Source organism: Streptomyces sp. NPDC085927, from assembly GCF_044540975.1.
Classification (GTDB): Bacteria; Actinomycetota; Actinomycetes; order Streptomycetales; family Streptomycetaceae; genus Streptomyces; species Streptomyces hirsutus.
The window spans coordinates 114,467-128,910 of the sequence record NZ_JBITSN010000010.1 but is presented as its reverse complement, the minus strand read 5'-3'; the positions used below and the strand labels follow the sequence as shown (position 1 = coordinate 128,910).

16 protein-coding genes and 3 pseudogenes are annotated in these 14,444 nt (G+C 70.2%); 12 read left to right on the top strand and 7 right to left on the bottom strand.

The window, feature by feature from the left end:
* Positions 1 to 49: 49 nt before the first annotated feature.
* Positions 50 to 658, top strand: coding sequence for a TOPRIM nucleotidyl transferase/hydrolase domain-containing protein (locus tag ACIF80_RS25045; protein WP_399808530.1), 609 nt, complete (start codon positions 50 to 52; stop codon positions 656 to 658).
* Between the two features lie 899 nt (positions 659 to 1,557).
* Here the strand turns inward: ACIF80_RS25045 and ACIF80_RS25040 are convergent.
* Positions 1,558 to 2,022: pseudogene (locus tag ACIF80_RS25040) on the bottom strand (short-chain dehydrogenase); the annotation flags it as partial.
* A gap of 263 nt (positions 2,023 to 2,285) precedes the next feature.
* The gene (locus ACIF80_RS25035) at positions 2,286 to 2,525 is read right to left on the bottom strand and encodes a hypothetical protein (RefSeq protein ID WP_399808528.1); all 240 of its coding nucleotides are present in this window, start codon (positions 2,523 to 2,525) and stop codon (positions 2,286 to 2,288) included.
* An 87-nt stretch (positions 2,526 to 2,612) separates the two neighbouring features.
* Between ACIF80_RS25035 and uvrA the strand changes: the two genes are divergently transcribed.
* The 4 genes and pseudogenes from uvrA to ACIF80_RS25015 all read left to right on the top strand — a co-directional run.
* Positions 2,613 to 5,081 carry an excinuclease ABC subunit UvrA gene (uvrA, locus tag ACIF80_RS25030; protein ID WP_399808525.1) on the top strand — a complete coding sequence of 823 codons (2,469 nt, stop codon included), beginning with the start codon at positions 2,613 to 2,615 and terminating at the stop codon, positions 5,079 to 5,081.
* Positions 5,082 to 5,256: 175 nt separating this feature from the next.
* The gene (locus tag ACIF80_RS25025; RefSeq protein WP_399808523.1) at positions 5,257 to 5,919 is read left to right on the top strand and encodes an SDR family oxidoreductase; all 663 of its coding nucleotides are present in this window, start codon (positions 5,257 to 5,259) and stop codon (positions 5,917 to 5,919) included.
* Positions 5,920 to 5,951: 32 nt separating this feature from the next.
* Positions 5,952 to 6,332, top strand: coding sequence for a hypothetical protein (locus tag ACIF80_RS25020; protein WP_399808960.1), 381 nt, complete (start codon positions 5,952 to 5,954; stop codon positions 6,330 to 6,332).
* Between the two features lie 91 nt (positions 6,333 to 6,423).
* Positions 6,424 to 7,005: pseudogene (locus ACIF80_RS25015) on the top strand (PucR family transcriptional regulator); the annotation flags it as partial.
* Positions 7,006 to 7,083: 78 nt separating this feature from the next.
* Here the strand turns inward: ACIF80_RS25015 and ACIF80_RS25010 are convergent.
* A pseudogene (locus ACIF80_RS25010) lies at positions 7,084 to 7,280 on the bottom strand (transposase); the annotation flags it as partial.
* Between the two features lie 451 nt (positions 7,281 to 7,731).
* Between ACIF80_RS25010 and ACIF80_RS25005 the strand changes: the two are divergent.
* Positions 7,732 to 8,052 (top strand): DUF2795 domain-containing protein, encoded by a 321-nt coding sequence (locus ACIF80_RS25005; protein ID WP_399808520.1) that lies wholly within the window; start codon positions 7,732 to 7,734, stop codon positions 8,050 to 8,052.
* 128 nt (positions 8,053 to 8,180) lie between these two features.
* Positions 8,181 to 8,708: a transposase gene (locus ACIF80_RS25000; protein ID WP_399808937.1), complete on the top strand. Its 528-nt coding sequence runs from the start codon at positions 8,181 to 8,183 to the stop codon at positions 8,706 to 8,708.
* Here the strand turns inward: ACIF80_RS25000 and ACIF80_RS24995 are convergent.
* Positions 8,666 to 10,090 (bottom strand): NAD-dependent succinate-semialdehyde dehydrogenase, encoded by a 1,425-nt coding sequence (locus tag ACIF80_RS24995; protein ID WP_399808518.1) that lies wholly within the window; start codon positions 10,088 to 10,090, stop codon positions 8,666 to 8,668. The genes ACIF80_RS25000 and ACIF80_RS24995 overlap by 43 nt on opposite strands.
* Positions 10,091 to 10,193: 103 nt before the next feature.
* Here ACIF80_RS24995 and ACIF80_RS24990 point away from each other — a divergent pair, with 103 nt between their 5' ends.
* The 3 genes from ACIF80_RS24990 (at position 10,194) to ACIF80_RS24980 (ending at position 11,445) form a co-directional block, all read left to right on the top strand.
* Entirely contained in the window at positions 10,194 to 10,394 is a 201-nt protein-coding gene (locus tag ACIF80_RS24990) for a hypothetical protein (protein ID WP_399808515.1), read from the top strand.
* A 58-nt stretch (positions 10,395 to 10,452) separates the two neighbouring features.
* Positions 10,453 to 10,833: a DUF2267 domain-containing protein gene (locus ACIF80_RS24985; protein WP_399808512.1), complete on the top strand. Its 381-nt coding sequence runs from the start codon at positions 10,453 to 10,455 to the stop codon at positions 10,831 to 10,833.
* Positions 10,834 to 11,136: 303 nt separating this feature from the next.
* The gene (locus tag ACIF80_RS24980; protein WP_399808509.1) at positions 11,137 to 11,445 is read left to right on the top strand and encodes a hypothetical protein; all 309 of its coding nucleotides are present in this window, start codon (positions 11,137 to 11,139) and stop codon (positions 11,443 to 11,445) included.
* A 78-nt stretch (positions 11,446 to 11,523) separates the two neighbouring features.
* On the opposite strand, the gene ACIF80_RS24975 is transcribed toward ACIF80_RS24980, so the two are convergent.
* From ACIF80_RS24975 to ACIF80_RS24965, 3 genes are all read right to left on the bottom strand, one after another.
* Positions 11,524 to 12,330, bottom strand: coding sequence for a TIGR03571 family LLM class oxidoreductase (locus ACIF80_RS24975; RefSeq protein WP_399808506.1), 807 nt, complete (start codon positions 12,328 to 12,330; stop codon positions 11,524 to 11,526).
* Positions 12,215 to 12,733 carry a glycogen debranching N-terminal domain-containing protein gene (locus ACIF80_RS24970; RefSeq protein WP_399808934.1) on the bottom strand — a complete coding sequence of 173 codons (519 nt, stop codon included), beginning with the start codon at positions 12,731 to 12,733 and terminating at the stop codon, positions 12,215 to 12,217. The genes ACIF80_RS24975 and ACIF80_RS24970 overlap by 116 nt, the downstream gene beginning before the upstream one ends.
* A 122-nt stretch (positions 12,734 to 12,855) precedes the next feature.
* Positions 12,856 to 13,233 carry a DUF2267 domain-containing protein gene (locus ACIF80_RS24965; protein ID WP_399808503.1) on the bottom strand — a complete coding sequence of 126 codons (378 nt, stop codon included), beginning with the start codon at positions 13,231 to 13,233 and terminating at the stop codon, positions 12,856 to 12,858.
* Between the two features lie 132 nt (positions 13,234 to 13,365).
* On the opposite strand from ACIF80_RS24965, the gene ACIF80_RS24960 reads away from it, so the two are divergent.
* Both ACIF80_RS24960 and ACIF80_RS24955 read left to right on the top strand, forming a co-directional pair.
* Positions 13,366 to 13,794 carry a hypothetical protein gene (locus ACIF80_RS24960; protein WP_399808500.1) on the top strand — a complete coding sequence of 143 codons (429 nt, stop codon included), beginning with the start codon at positions 13,366 to 13,368 and terminating at the stop codon, positions 13,792 to 13,794.
* A gap of 114 nt (positions 13,795 to 13,908) precedes the next feature.
* A complete protein-coding gene (locus tag ACIF80_RS24955) occupies positions 13,909 to 14,418 on the top strand; it encodes a DinB family protein (protein WP_345584165.1) in 510 nt (169 codons plus the stop codon).
* Positions 14,419 to 14,444: the final 26 nt, after the last annotated feature.

Genomic DNA, 14,444 nt, shown 5'->3' with positions numbered 1-14,444 from the left:
ATTCCGTGCTGTGCCGTCGGTTCACGTGTGTACTCGCCCCACGACGCACATGGCCACCTTCCGGGACGAGGTCAGTGGCCGAGCGGCCGGCGGTCCCGGCGGCCCGGCGAGTGACCTGGCTGTTCGACTGGGAGTGCGGACGGCGGTGTTGTTGGAAAGGCCGAGCGACCTCGCGGCCGTTGAGGCGCTGGCCGCACGGCGTGGCCGGGAGCTGGCCGCCGAGGGGGTGTGCGTCGTGTCGATGGGCGGGGCGATGAGCATCGGCCGCTACGCCGACCTCCTCGGGCCGCCCGGCCTCGGTCTGCGCCTGGCAGGACTGTGCGACGAGCGCGAGCAGGGCTTCTACGACCTCGGCCTGAAGCGGGCAGGGGCGCCGCGCCGGGGTTTCTTCGTGTGCGTGTCGGACCTGGAGGACGAGCTCATCCGCGCGCCGGGCACGACGAGGGTCGAGGAGATCGTCCGGGACGAGAGCGACCTCCGCGCCTGGCAGACCTTCCTGCGGCAGCACGCACAACAGGGTCGGGCCCGGCAGCAGCAGTTGCGGTGCTTCCTCGGAACGAAGAAGGGCCGCAAGATCCGCTACGGCCGCCTCCTCGTCGAATCCCTCGACATCGAACAGGTACCGACCCCACTCGACGACCTCCTCACGGGCCTGTGACCGGCGGTGGCGGCGGTGTCGTTGTCGCGTGGTGCCGATCTCAAGTCGTGACAGCTGGCGTTCCAGGCCGATGGGCCGGGTCTCGGGATCCAGGAGCGCAGGCGGCGCCCGGCGTCGACGCTGCCACGACGGCCATGCTCATCGTCAGCGCCTGCGCGGTGCCGTCTACCAGTCGCTCCTCGCCCCTGAGGCGGTGCCCATCGACGCCGCGCTCGGTGAGTTGAAGCGCCTTGTCGATGGGCTGCTCCTGGAGTGACTGCCCCCGAGGGGGCGTCCTCGTTGCCTTGGGTAAGCAAGTCCTGTGGTCGACGGCGGTGCTGAGGGGGCGGCCGCCCAGGTGGCTTGCCCGGTCGCTGGTCGCCCAGGAATCGACTGCCCTGACTGGCGCGCTCTCGGATGTGCTGGCGACGCGGGGATATCGGGCAATAGCCGGGCGTGACCGCGTACAGTCGCGTATTCGGCGCTCGGCTTCTTTGGGCGCCCGCGTCGCGGAAGCGGGCTTGGTTCCGTTCGACGCCGGTGGCGGGAACAGCTCGTCCGGCTTTGCCACGTGTCGTCGTCCAGTGTGATCGCGAATGCACTGTGCACCCGTTGCGCCGGGGCCCGGCCTGGCGCGTTGGTCGGCCGTGTCCTGATGTGACAAGTGCGCCTGTTCGATGCAGGGCCGGCACTGTAGCTGGCGTAGAGGATGTTGTCGGCACGGCGGACGCATCGTCTGCCGTTGATGCCTGGTGGCCATGGAAGGCGGATCAGAGCGCACCGGGTGTACAAGCCGACCGATGTCACGCCGGACACCTCCTCGCCCACAGCGGCGTCGGTTACGGCACCGCCGGCGACGCGACGACGCTCGCGGCCTCCGGGCCCGGCCGTCGGATGGTTGTATTGGGTGTGGCTCCGGACTACCGAAATCCGAGGTTCGGATCGGTGCCGGCCAGCTCACTGCTGGCCACCCCAAGGCGAGAGGCGACGGCCGGGTCGGCCATGTGAGAAGGGACGGGCTCACGCCGTGGTCTGCCGCGCAGGCCGAAGACCCTCGGCCCCCACTGCTGCCCTCCCTGCACCTCCGGGTCGAGGACGGCACGGATGATGGGTCATGCTCCGGCGTCCTTGGCCTGCCCCAGGAGCGCGGCGGGCAAGGCGCGCAGCCACTCGCCGGGGGCGTCACGCTGACCTGCGGGCGGGACGGGGTGAGGGGGTCCAGTGCGCCGCTGGGGTGGGCCACCACACTGAGCACCATGCTGGCGAAGGCGCGCAGGCGGCGATCGAGTTCGAAGCCGAAGCAACTGCAGATCGCCGAGGGCCAGTCGCTCGGACCGCGCCGCGAAGCTGCCCACTGTCACGGTGCGGCCCGCCGACGCTGCGGTCTCGACGCGGCCGGAAGACTATTTCCCGTACCAGGAGGCGCGGCGCTCTGTCACCGGCGCCGTCACCCACCCCGGTGCGCGGGTCCTGATCCATCACCTTCCGCAGCCACGGCCGCCCGCACCCGCTGCTCCTCGCGAGCGGAGCCGACGTCCCGTTCCAGGGGTGTGCGGCTCACGGTTGTCGCGAGGTCTTCCAAGGCCCGCTTCTCCAGTTCCGCTTCGCGCCGCACGACCGGGCTCCCATTGCCGGCGGCGGCGCCCTCTCACGCGTGGAGCGCCTCCTCCACGCGCCCCCAGTCCGGATTCCTGTGCTCGCGCACGTCGACTGCCGCCTTTGCGGTGTTCGCCTCCAGGACCTCGGCGAACCGCTCCGCCTCGGGGACGAAACGGCTGTCGGCCCGCGGGACGTGGCTCTCCATGAGCATCGCCGCGCGGCCGAACCTCTTAAGCGCCTCCTGCACCTCCTGCGCCTCGCGCGACGTCAGCCCCCTGGAGCGTGTCATACCAGGATTTCTCCGAGTGCTCGTGTGAGCGGGCCCGGTGACGGCGCCTGTCGCGCGGTTCCCGGCGCGATCAGGTAATCAGGAACGGTGAACAAGGACGCGACCGACCCCTTCGTGCATGTCCGGGGCGCCAGTGAGAACAACCTGCGGAACGTCGATGTCGACGTTCCGCGGGACGCGATGGTCGCCTTCACCGGCGTCTCCGGTTCGGGCAAGTCCTCGCTCGCGTTCGGCACGCTCTACGCGGAGGCCCAGCGGCGCTACTTCGAGTCCGTGGCACCGTACGCCCGAAGGCTGTTGCAGCAGGTCGGCGCACCGCACGTGCAGGAAATCACCGGACTGCCACCCGCCGTGGCCCTGCAGCAGCGACGCGGGGCGGCCAGCTCGCGCTCGACGGTCGGCACCATCACCACGCTGTCCAATCTGCTGCGCATACTGTACTCGCGCGCCGGCACCTATCCGCTCGGGGCCGCACGGCTGGAAGCCGAGTCGTTCTCACCCAACACCGCGGCCGGCGCCTGCCCGGAGTGTCACGGACTGGGCGTCGTGCACGACGTGGCCGAGGATCTGCTCGTCCCGGACCCCTCGCTGAGCATCCGTGAGGGGGCGATCGCCGCCTGGCCGGGCGCCTGGCAGGGCGCCAACCTGCGCAGTGTCGTGAGCGGCCTGGGGATCGACATCGACCGACCGTGGCGCAGGCTCAGGAAGAGGGACCGGGACTGGTTGCTGTACACGGACGAGCAGCCCTCCGTGTACATCGAGCCGGAGGAGGACCGCGTCGACTACGGCTACCAGGGCAAGTTCTGGAGTGCCCGCAAGCATGTCATGCACGTCCTCGCCGACTCCAAGAGCGAGAAGATGCGCGAACGGGCGCTCCGGTTCGTCAGGAGTGTGCCCTGCCCCGAGTGTGGGGGCAGCGGGCTGCGGCCCGAGGCGCTCGCTGTGACCTTCGCCGGACGTTCCATCGCCGAGATCAACGCGATGCCGCTCACCGAGGTGGTGGCGCTGCTACGGCCGGTCGCGGGGCGGTCGAAGGCCGATGTCACCACGTCGACCGCCCGATCCGGGGAGACGACCGAGGTCGCGGTGCGGATCTGCGGCGATCTGGTCTCGCGAGTCGAGGTACTGCTCGATCTGGGTCTCGGGTATCTCAGCCTCGGGCGCCGCTCGACGACCCTGTCACCCGGCGAGGCGCAGCGCCTGCGGATCGCCACCCAGCTGCGCTCGGGGCTGTTCGGCGTCGTCTACGTCCTCGACGAGCCCTCCGCGGGCCTGCACCCGGCTGATGCGGAACCGCTGCTGGACGTGCTGGACCGTCTCAAGGCGGCGGGCAACTCGCTGTTCGTCGTGGAGCACGACATGGACGTCGTACGGCGGGCGGACTGGGTGGTCGACATCGGCCCCGGCGCGGGCGAGGGCGGCGGACGCGTGCTGTACAGCGGCCCGATGGCTGGTCTTGAGCGGGTCGGGGAGTCGGCCACGAGCCAGTACCTGTTCGGGCGCGCCCAACCGGTCGATCACCGCCCGCGCACACCGCACGGCTGGCTGCACCTGCGCGGCGTCTCCCGCCACAATCTGCGCGACGTGTCCGTCGACGTACCGCTCTGCGTACTGACGGCGGTGACGGGCGTGTCCGGTTCCGGAAAGTCGACGCTGGTGACGCAGGTGCTCGCCGAGGTCGTCCGCGGCCACCTCGGACTCGTACCCGAGGAGCCCGACGAGGCGCAGCTGGAGGTCGACGTCCAGGACGCGTCGGGGGTCGAGTCGTTCGACCGGCTGGTCCTGGTCGACCAGCGGCCCATCGGCCGGACTCCCCGGTCCAACCTGGCCACGTACACGGGGATGTTCGACGCGGTGCGCAAGCTGTACGCGGCGACCGACGAGGCCAGGGCGCGCGGGTATTCGGCCGGGCGGTTCTCCTTCAACGTGCCCGAAGGACGGTGCGAGACCTGTCAGGGCGAAGGGTTCGTCGCGGTGGAACTGCTGTTCCTACCCGGCACCTACGCGCCGTGCCCGACCTGCCACGGCGCCCGGTACAACGCCGAAACGCTGGAAGTCACCTATCGCGGCAAGAACATCGCTGAAGTACTGGCGCTGTCCGTCGACGCCGCCGCCGAGTTCCTGTCCGCCGTCCCGGCCGCTTCCCGCAGTCTGGAGACGTTGCGCGAGGTGGGACTGGGGTACCTGCGGCTGGGCCAGCCCGCGACGGAACTCAGCGGTGGTGAGGCGCAGCGCATCAAACTGGCCACCGAACTGCAGCGAGCCCGCCGGGGGCACGCGCTCTACCTGCTCGACGAGCCGACGGCGGGGCTGCACCCTTCGGACATCGCGCTGCTGCTGCGACAGTTGCACCGGCTCGTCGACGCCGGCAACACGGTCGTCGTCGTCGAGCACGACCTGGCCACGATCGCCACCGCCGACTGGGTCATCGACCTCGGGCCGGGCGGCGGTGACGCGGGCGGGCGGGTGGTCGCGGCGGGCCCGCCGACCAAGGTGGCGAGGGCCCGCCGCAGCGCCACCGCGCCCTATCTCGCGGCCCGGCTCGCGCGCTCCTGACGACAGAATCGCGATCGCGAATCCCCGAGCACCTGCGGCGCGACCCGGTGGCCGGGTGGTCTCGCGCACCAGCGCGGTGCACGAGTACACCGACTTTGCGGCAACCGTGGGACCCGACCTGCCGCGGCAGTCCCGCAGCCCGGCGTGAGCGGTCGCGTGTGGCAAGAATGACCCCATGCACATTGTGATCGCGGGTGGACACGGAAAGATCGCGCGCCGGTTGACCCGGCTGCTCTCGGCGCGCGGCGACAACATCACAGGGTTGATTCGCAACCCAGACCACGCCGACGACCTGCGCGCGGACGGTGCGGAACCGGTGGTGTGCGACCTGGAGCACGCCTCGGTGGACGAGGTGGCCGGCCACCTTGGCGGCGCCGAGGCGGCACTGTTCGCCGCGGGCGCCGGACCGGGCAGCGGCGCGGCCCGCAAGCAGACGGTGGACCGGAACGCGGCCATCCTCCTCGCAGATGCGGCCGAGCGCGCCGGGATGCGCCGCTTCCTGGTGATCTCCGCGATGGGCGTGGACAGCCCGCCGCCGCCCGGCACCGACCCGGTGTTTGCCGCCTACCTGAAGGCCAAGGGCGAGGCGGACGCCGACATCGCCTCCCGTCCGGGACTGGACTGGACGATTGTGCGCCCGGGGACGCTGACCGACGACCCCGGTAGCGGCCGCGTCACGCTCGCCGAGCACACCGACCGCGGCCAGGTGCCGCGCGATGACGTGGCTGCGGTGCTCGCCGCCCTGCTCCACGAGCCCAGGACCGCCGGGCGCATCCTCGAGCTGATCAGCGGGTCCACCCCGGTCGAGGAGGCGGTACGCGCCGTGGCCGGCGGCTGACGCCGCACTCCGCCTTCGCCCGGGTGCGGGTAATGACTCACACCCGGGCGCTGCAAGAGGCGCAGCGCAGCGAGGCCGACACGGTGTTCAGCAAGCTGAGGGACATCGCCGCGCCGAGCGGTACACCCTTCGAGCACCAGTCGATCGGCTACGCCTTCGGGTACGTCGAGGCGATGTCGGAGAAGGGGCACGTCGCGGAGGCCCGGACAAGCTGGGAGGATGGACGTGAGCGACGAAGGAGGCCCGTCATGAAATCCGGAGCCCCTGATGACGACGCCTGGTACTCGCGCACACCCTCGCAGGCCGAGGGCGAGCGGGACGAGACGGGCGAGCGTACCGCAACGGAACGGCACCCGGACGTCCCCCGGAGCGAGCCATCCCAGGCCGAGGGCGAGCGGGGCGACGACGCCTAGCGCCACTGGACGACCCGTCGCCTGGGGCCGGGTGAGGGTGCACTTTCCCGCGCTGTCACCGGTTCCCGGCGGGCAACCTGTCCGAGGGCGCGGCCGGGCGGCCTCTGCCGTGGGCATGCGCTCGCTGCTGACCCGACGCTCCGACCTCGTGGTCCTGGTCGCCGACGACAGGCCGCACCCCCGCGCGCTGTACGAGGCGCTCGCCCGGGAGACCGGGACACGGTCCGGGACGATCGGGGTGAGCGCCCCCTGCGACTCCCTGGACGACATCCCCCGCCGCTACCAGGAGGCGCAGCGCGCCCTGGACGTGCGCCGCCACTCCCGCGAGCGCTACGGCACGACGTTCTTCGACGAGCTCGGCCTCTACCGCATCCTGGGACCCGGCAACGATCACCGGGAACTGGAGACGTTCGTCCACGAGTGGCTCGGGCAGCTCATCGACTACGACTCCCGGCACCACGCGGCCATGGTGGAGACCCTGTCCCGGTACTTCGACTGCGGCGGCAACTACGACGAGACCGCCGAATCCCTCGCCATCCACCGCAGCACGCTGCGCTATCGGCTCCAGCGCATCCGCGACATCAGCGGCAACGACCTCGCGAACGTCGAGGACCGGCTCAACCTCCAGGTGGCGACCCGGGTATGGAAGATCATGCTGGGCGGACCGGGCTGACGCGCTGGAACTCCGGTGGGAGTGGTGTCAGCAGCGCTGCAGTGGGTGGGCCGGGCGGCGGAGGAACATCTGGGCCGCCCTGCGGATGCCGGGACGGCCGGCGACCTGGTCGAGCAGCCGGGTGCCGGCTGCGGAGTCCTGGATACCGGCCGCGGTGACCAGCACCGCCAGGAGGAGGCCGACAGGTCGGTCACGACGCGTCGCTTGCGGCCCACGATCTTCTTACCCGCATCCGTGCTCTGGCTGGCGGAGGGAACGCTGGTGGAGGTCTTCAAGTCCGTACTCGGGCGGCAAGCGCGGAGGTCCAGGCGTGGCCGCGGCGCTCGAAGCCCCAGGCTGCAAGAACCGGGCTCATGTATTGGCCTTCTTGATGCGTCTCCAGCAGACAAGGCTGCAGGCGACGGTGATGAAGGCGTCGTGGACTTCGGTGCGCCGCTCCCAGCGGACAGCGGGACGACCAAGGCGCGAGCTCTCGTTGGCGGCCCCCGGTTGGCGTCCTGGTCGGAGAGCCCCGACCGCTCCGCCTCCTTGCGGGCCCTCGCGCGCTCGGTGTCGTACCTGTTGCTCCCGGGTTCGGGCACGACGATCACCTCCTGCCGGGCAGGGTCCTCCCGGCCCAGACCGGCAAACCGGGGGAAATCAGGCGGGTGAAGGAGGTGAGTGAGCGGCCCCTGCCGGTTACCCGGGTGGCCCAGGATTCCGGATTCCGATGAGGGAGAAGGGGCCATGACTCACAGTACGAGTGCCCGGGACGTGGTGAAGGCCATCAAGGATGTCGACTTCCCCGCCGGCAAGGACAGGCTGATCGAAGCGGCGAGCCGGTCGGGCGCTGCGCCGGATGTCGTCAAGGCGCTGCGCGGCATCCCGGCCGAGCAGTACGCCAACCGCGAGGAGGTGGCCCGGTCGGTCCGCGTGGACCCCGACTCCGACCTCGGGCTGAGCCCGGCACAGCGAGCCGAGCAGGCCCGAGAGGGCGGCAGGCCGGGACAGTCCCAGCATCTGCGCGAGGTGCCGAAACCGCCAGTCGAGGAGGAGCTGGACAGCTGACGGCCGGGCCGCTCGGTGCCGGTCGCGCCCCTCAGCGGGCGTGCCGCCTCGCCGCCCGGTCGGCGTCGCCGCCGGCGCCGAGCGGCCCGGCCGGAGCGAGCTCCTCCTCGACCTCCAGGCGGGGCAGCCTGTCGGCCACGCGCGGCACCAGCGGTGGCAGCACGGGCCGCACGGAGTCCAGAGCCGGGGTATGGGGCCGCCTGCACGAAGCCGTCCTTCACCGGCTCGACGACGCCGGTCTCGTCGACGTCACCCGCGTCGTCCTGGACACCGCCCATGTCAGGGCGAAAAAAAGGGGGGCGAACACACAGGTCCGAGCCTCCGTGGACCGCGGCAAGCCGGGTTCCAGGATGCACCTCTTGTCGGACGCGAACGGACTGCCCCTTCTCGTCGGTGTCTCGGCCGGCAACACCCACGACAGCGAAGGGTTGAAGCCCATGGTCGAGGGTCACCGGGACCACTACTTCAAGCCCCAGCGCCTACACGCGGACAAAGCTCAGGCCCGCGCCGACCTACGGAAATGGTTACGTGGCAAGCGCATCGGGATGCGGATCGCACGCAAAGGCATCGAGTCCAGCGAGCGATTGGGCCGCCGCCGGGTGATCGAACGCAGTCAGCCCAGCACCTCTCCGATCGGGGCGTCGGCGTCCAGGTAGCGCACGAGCTTGCGGTTCGCGAATTCCACGATGCCCACGTCGCCGAGTTCGCGCCCGTAGCCGGAGCGCTTGATGCCGCCGAAGGGCAGCTCCGGTCGGGACGCGGTCGGGTGGTTGATCCACACCATGCCCGCCTCCAGCCGGTCCGCGACTCCGCGAGCACGTTCCGGGTCGGCGGCGAAGACCGCGCCTCCCAGGCCGTAGGAGGAGGTGTTGGCCAATGCCACGGCCTCGTCCTCGCCGGCGACCCGGTAGACGACGGCGACGGGGCCGAAGAGCTCTTCCCGATAGGCCCGCATGTCCGGTGTGACGTCGGTGAGAAGGGTCGGCTCGACGAAGGCGCCCGGCAGGTCGGGCCGCCCGCCGCCCAGCACCACCGTGGCCCCCTTGCCCACCGCGTCACGGACCTGCTCCATCAGGAGTTCGGCCGCGGCCTCGGAGGACAGCGGGCCGAGCGTGGTGGCGGGGTCGGCCGGATCTCCCGGTTGCACCTCGCTCATCCGGTCACGCAGCCCGGTGACGAAGGCGTCGTAGACGTCGGCAAGGGCGATGAAGCGCTTGGCCGCCACGCAGCACTGCCCGGTGTTGCCCATCCGGCCGAGGAACGCGGCGTACACGGTGCGCTCGAGGTTGTGACCGTCCAGCACGACGAAGGGATCACTGCCACCCAACTCGAGGACGGACTTCTTGACATTGCGGCCGGCGATCTCGCCCACGCTCACGCCCGCCCGCTCGCTTCCGGTCAGTGACGCTCCCTGCACACGGGAGTCATCGATGATCTTCCCGACGTCCCTGCCCCGCACGAAGAGATTGGTGTAGACCCCGGCCGGCACACCCGCATCCGTGAACAGCTGCTCGAGTGCCAGTGCGGACTGGGGGCAACTGCTCGCGTGCTTGAGCAGGATCGTGTTGCCGAGGACGAGGTTCGGACCCGCGAATCGGACCACCTGGTACAGCGGGAAGTTCCACGGCATCACACCGAGAAGGACGCCGAGCGGCTCGTTCACCAGCACGGCCGTGCCCTCGGGCACCGGCAGGGGTCGCTCTTCCAGCAGCTCGGGGCCGTGCTCGCCGTAGTAGGTGAGGATGTCGGACGCGAGGTCGACCTCTGCACGGCTCGAGTCGATCAGCTTGCCGACCTCAAGGGTCAGCAGTCGCGCCAGTTCCTCCTTGCGCTCCCTCATGAGCCGGCCGGCGCGTTGCACGAGGGCCCCCCGGTCGGCCGTCGACCGGGCACGCCAGTTTGGAAAGCTACGGTGCGCCGCGTCGATCGCGCGCCCCACGTCCTCCGCACTCAGCGCCGGGAACTCCCGAACCCTTTCACCGGTGTACGGATTGACCGTGGCGATGGGACTTCCCTGGGCAGTGACATGGGCGTCCATGACGCCTCCCTGGAGTCGGGACACCTCGGGTTTCCACGCCCGGACCCGGTCACACGTGCTGATTCGTCCCATGCCACGGCAAGCTGTGGCACTCGGGTCGTCTGTGGTTCACGTCGAATGCGCAGAGTCGCCGCCCGAGTTCGGCTACGTCGGCGCTCTCCTGGTGTGGCTCTTCGCCTGTGTGCAATACGACGAGCTCGACCTGGCCGGCGAGGCCCTGCACACCACGGTGCACGGAGGCGTCAGGCTGTGGGTGGTCGAGGTCACCGCCGTCCGTGCGCGGGCGCGGCCCGGGTCGGTGTGACAGGCTTGCAGGGGGTCCGCGCCGTTCGTCGCAACACAGCAGCGAAGGAGGACGACGCATGGATGAGCAGGAATTCGTCCGTACCGTCGCCGAGCGCACCGGACTGAGCCGGCAGGAGGCGGCGGACCTGACCTGGGCCACGCTCGAGACGCTGGCCCACCGGCTGAGCCCGGGGGAGGCCAGGGACCTGACCACCGAGCTTCCCGAGGGCCTCGCGGAGGCGGTGCGCCGGGGAACCACGGATCGCATCGAGCGCTTCGGCCACTACGACAGCGTGCGGCGCGTGGCCGAACGCACCATGCTCAAGGAGGAGGAAGCCGATCGGGGTGTGCGGACCGTACTGGCCGTGCTCCGCGAGGCGATCAGCGAGAAGGAGTTCAATGACCTGATCTCGCAGCTCGGAACGGACTTCTCCCAGGCCCTCGAATCCGCCGGGTGACCCCGGGGCCTTCGGCACGGCGCCCGCGTCACGGCGCCAGCGGCTTGAACGCCGCGTGTGTGCCGGAGCACGGTGGGTGATACCCGCGGACCGCTGGCCCTTCGCGGCCGCCATGGCGCGGGGCGCACACGGAGGTGTGGTCATGACGGCTGACGTGCCCGAGACGTCCCCCGGCAGATACGTGCGCGTCGTACCGGTGGCCGACCCAGGTCTGCCGTCGGAGATCGCCCGGGCTCTCGCCCCCCGTTGCCCGACCATCTCCGCCGGGCAGTCCGTGCTCGGGGCGGATGGCAGGTCGACACGATGACCGCCCCGCTCAACGTGCGCGAGCAGGTCGACGTCTCCGGCATCGCCGAGGCCGTCAGAAACCACCTGGACGGTGCCGAATGGGACGTGGCGATCTTCCTCGCCGACCTTCCGCGGCGGGCCCGGCTCTACCCGATCAGCGTCGAGGTCGACACCGCACCTGGTCGCCGGAGCCGCCGCCGAGTGGCTTCCCACGCCCCTGGTCACTACCCAGGAGGTTCGTCCTGCGCCCCGGCGGCCGGCAGGCGCTCGGCGCGGCCGGCGCGCTGGGCGCCTTCGCCTCCGCCTTCGCGATCCTCGGCCTGATCTCCACCCTCGGGGCGAGCGTGCTCCACGGCACCCTGCACACCGACTCGCACCTCGTGGTCGGCCTGGCGGCCTTCCTCATGTTCGGTTCCGCGGCGGCCGCCCAGCTGGTGCCGGGCAGCCTCCCACTGCCCCGGCTCCTGACCGCGGGGCAGTGGTCCTCCCGGCCGGGCTGGTCCTGTGCGCCGTGGCCTCGGTCAGATCCAGATAGGTGGCCTGGGCGTACGGCTTGAACCCACCGCCGTCGCCCCGGGTCAGCTCCCGCCACCGCTCGATGTTCTCGGCCTGCTGCTGGAGCGGCGGGGTGTAGTACAGCCAGCCGTCCGTGGTGTCGGCGATCCACCGGACGTCCTGCCGGCCGCGTCCCGTCATCAGTACGGGGATCCGCCGGTACACCGGCCTGGGCAGCAGATCGGTGCCGCGCATCCGGCCGAGCGGCGACTCCACGTGCGGGAAACGGTGCTCGAGGACGACACGGAAGTACTCCAGCGACTGCCGGAACCTCTCGGCCCGGCCGCCCAGGTCCTGACCGAAGGCCGGGAACTCCACGGGCCGGTCACCGGTGGCCACCCCGAGCAGGAGCCGTCCGCCTGACAGCTGGTCCACCGAAGCGGCTGCCTTGGCGGTGTGCAATGGATGCCGCAGCGGCATGACGATGCTGGCGGTCCCCAGCGTGATCGAGGTGGTGCGGGCGCTGAGCTGCCCCAGGTACACCCAGGGGTCGAAGACCTGCCCGGCGTCCCCGAAGCTCGGGTCCAGCAGCGGCACGTCACGGACCCGCACCGAGGCGAAGCCGGCCCGCTCGGCCTGCTGGATCCGCTCGACGTGCCCGGCCAGGGACGGCACGGGCCCGTCGAAGCCCTCCAGGGGCGTGATGGCGCCCACGGTCATCCTGCCGCCGGGATACGCCCGGGCCATGCCCGCGTGCTCGGAGAACGGCCGCTGCGCCCCGCCTTCGACGTCCACGGATGCGCCGGCTGAGGGAACTGTCGGCTGTGTCATGCGATCCTCCGGCGATCTCATGCCGAGTCCGGGTCCGCATCGGACGTGTGCTGAGGTTGCGCAACCGGAGGTCCTCGCGCATCCCCTCGCCGACGTAGCGCCGACGTTCCAACAGGATTTCGCTCTGCGCGCCGTGTGGCGGGACGCGGGAGACGAACGTGGTGCTGTAGGGGTCCTGGGAAAGCACGGTGAGGTGGTGCGGCCGGTGGCCGTCCACCCGGATCTGCCAGTCGGAGATGACCCGCATGTCGCGGAAGAACAACCCCTGCGGCACCTCGGCCTCCATGTCGCCAGAGGTGCCCGAGACGCAGAACGTCGGCCCCTCGACCAGTGTGACGGTGGCCGCCGTGAGTACGGCCGGTTCCGTCTCCTCGATGATGGCGCCGACCTCGTCGGTCATGGCTCCTCCTAACCCGGGGAGCCGACGAGAGCCTCGAAGTCCCGGGGCAGCTGGGACATCACGTGGCGGAACTCGCCATCACTGACCGCGTCCCTCAGGGTGCTCAGCTCGGCCCGTACGCCCTCGCGGGCTTCGTCCGGGCTCACCCCTGCTCGCCTGCTCACCCGATTGATGAACTCGTCGAGCCCGAAGGGATCGGCCTCCGGAGTGGGAGAGACCAGCGGTTCCTTCAGCGGCTTGGGCAGTTCGGACGCGAGGTCCTCCGCCTCACCCCTGGTGAGCCGCTCGGCCAGGGTTTCCAGGGTGGCGCGGGTGAGGGGCTCCGCCTTCTCCGGGGGGACAGGGGCGCGCCGGGTGACGGTGTCGAGGAAGGTGTTGTAGTCCATGAGCCGTTCCCTTTCTAAAGCTTTGCAACTGCCTGTTCTAAAGCTTTGCAACTGCCTGGCGTGGGACCTGAGACAGCCACCGAAGGGTGCGTCGTGCGTGTGGGGGTGGCCGGCTGATGCGCGTCATGGTGCATGCGTCTCAGCAAAGGCCATTTCCATGCTCCGGATGTGGGCCACACCCTGCCTGCTCCCGACGGGAGGAAAAGCGGCGGGCTCCATGGACCTCCTAGCGCAAGTACAGACGGTTTCCGCCACGGCAAAGGGGACACCGCCGCCGGTCTGCCGGATGTGCGTCAGGGCGCCGTGCCTGTGGGCGCGGTCGGCTTTCCCGCCGTCGCGTTTCCGGCCGGCCCGTTCGGCCTGGTGTTTCCCCTGCTCGTGCCTGCGATCGGCGTGGTCACGGCGGTCATCGGCGTCCTGACCGTCACCCCGCGCGCCCAACTTCTCATAACTGACATATCGTCAAGTAAGTCGGCGTCTGATCAGCATCAGTCCCTAGATGATCGATTCCAAGGGGTGGTTGTGGTTACGGTTAAGCGATCAGCCTTGCTGATCCTGTGACTGGTGACCTCCGTGGTGACGGTCAGGTCGGGTTGACGGCCCTCGTCTGGGGACAGTCGACGGGAGTAGATACTGGCCATGCATGCATGCAGGCACGGATAAGGAGCATGGCCAGTGACCAGCGACAGTCGCATAGGACCGCCCAGTTTTGGAAGCGAACGTGACACGCTGCGGGCTTTCCTCGACTACCACCGCGCGACCCTCGCCATGAAGTGCGAAGGGCTTACCGACGAGGAGCTGCGACAGCAGTCGATGCCGCCGTCCACGCTTTCGTTGCTCGGTTTGGTGCGACACATGGCGGAGGTGGAGCGTGCTTGGTTCCGTCGAGTGTTCGAGGACAACGACGTGCCCCTGGTCTGGTCCGACAAGATCGACTTCCAGGCGGCGTACGACGCGAGCGCGTCGACCAGGGACGAGGCGTTCACAGCCTGGGAGGCCGAGGTGGAGAACTCGCGCCGCATCGAGCGGGAGGCTGAGTCCCTGGACCAGGCCGGGTATCAGCCACGATGGGGCGAGGAGGTCTCGCTGCGGATGGTGATGGTGCACGTGCTCCTGGAGTACGGCCGTCACAACGGGCACGCGGACTTTCTGCGTGAGGGTGTCGACGGGACGGTGGGCGCCTGAGTCCGCAGGAGCCAGATGCCGATCTT

Excerpts from the sequence above, each read along its gene's own strand:
- ACIF80_RS25045 (WP_399808530.1), top strand. The coding sequence starts at position 50 with ATGGCCACCTTCCGGGACGAGGTCAGTGGCCGAGCGGCCGGCGGTCCC.
- ACIF80_RS25035 (WP_399808528.1), bottom strand. The coding sequence starts at position 2,525 with ATGACACGCTCCAGGGGGCTGACGTCGCGCGAGGCGCAGGAGGTGCAG.
- ACIF80_RS25025 (WP_399808523.1), top strand. The coding sequence starts at position 5,257 with ATGCACATTGTGATCGCGGGTGGACACGGAAAGATCGCGCGCCGGTTG.
- ACIF80_RS25020 (WP_399808960.1), top strand. The coding sequence starts at position 5,952 with ATGACTCACACCCGGGCGCTGCAAGAGGCGCAGCGCAGCGAGGCCGAC.
- ACIF80_RS25005 (WP_399808520.1), top strand. The coding sequence starts at position 7,732 with ATGACTCACAGTACGAGTGCCCGGGACGTGGTGAAGGCCATCAAGGAT.
- ACIF80_RS24995 (WP_399808518.1), bottom strand. The coding sequence starts at position 10,090 with ATGGACGCCCATGTCACTGCCCAGGGAAGTCCCATCGCCACGGTCAAT.
- ACIF80_RS24985 (WP_399808512.1), top strand. The coding sequence starts at position 10,453 with ATGGATGAGCAGGAATTCGTCCGTACCGTCGCCGAGCGCACCGGACTG.
- ACIF80_RS24980 (WP_399808509.1), top strand. The coding sequence starts at position 11,137 with ATGACCGCCCCGCTCAACGTGCGCGAGCAGGTCGACGTCTCCGGCATC.
- ACIF80_RS24970 (WP_399808934.1), bottom strand. The coding sequence starts at position 12,733 with ATGGAGGCCGAGGTGCCGCAGGGGTTGTTCTTCCGCGACATGCGGGTC.
- ACIF80_RS24965 (WP_399808503.1), bottom strand. The coding sequence starts at position 13,233 with ATGGACTACAACACCTTCCTCGACACCGTCACCCGGCGCGCCCCTGTC.
- ACIF80_RS24960 (WP_399808500.1), top strand. The coding sequence starts at position 13,366 with ATGCGTCTCAGCAAAGGCCATTTCCATGCTCCGGATGTGGGCCACACC.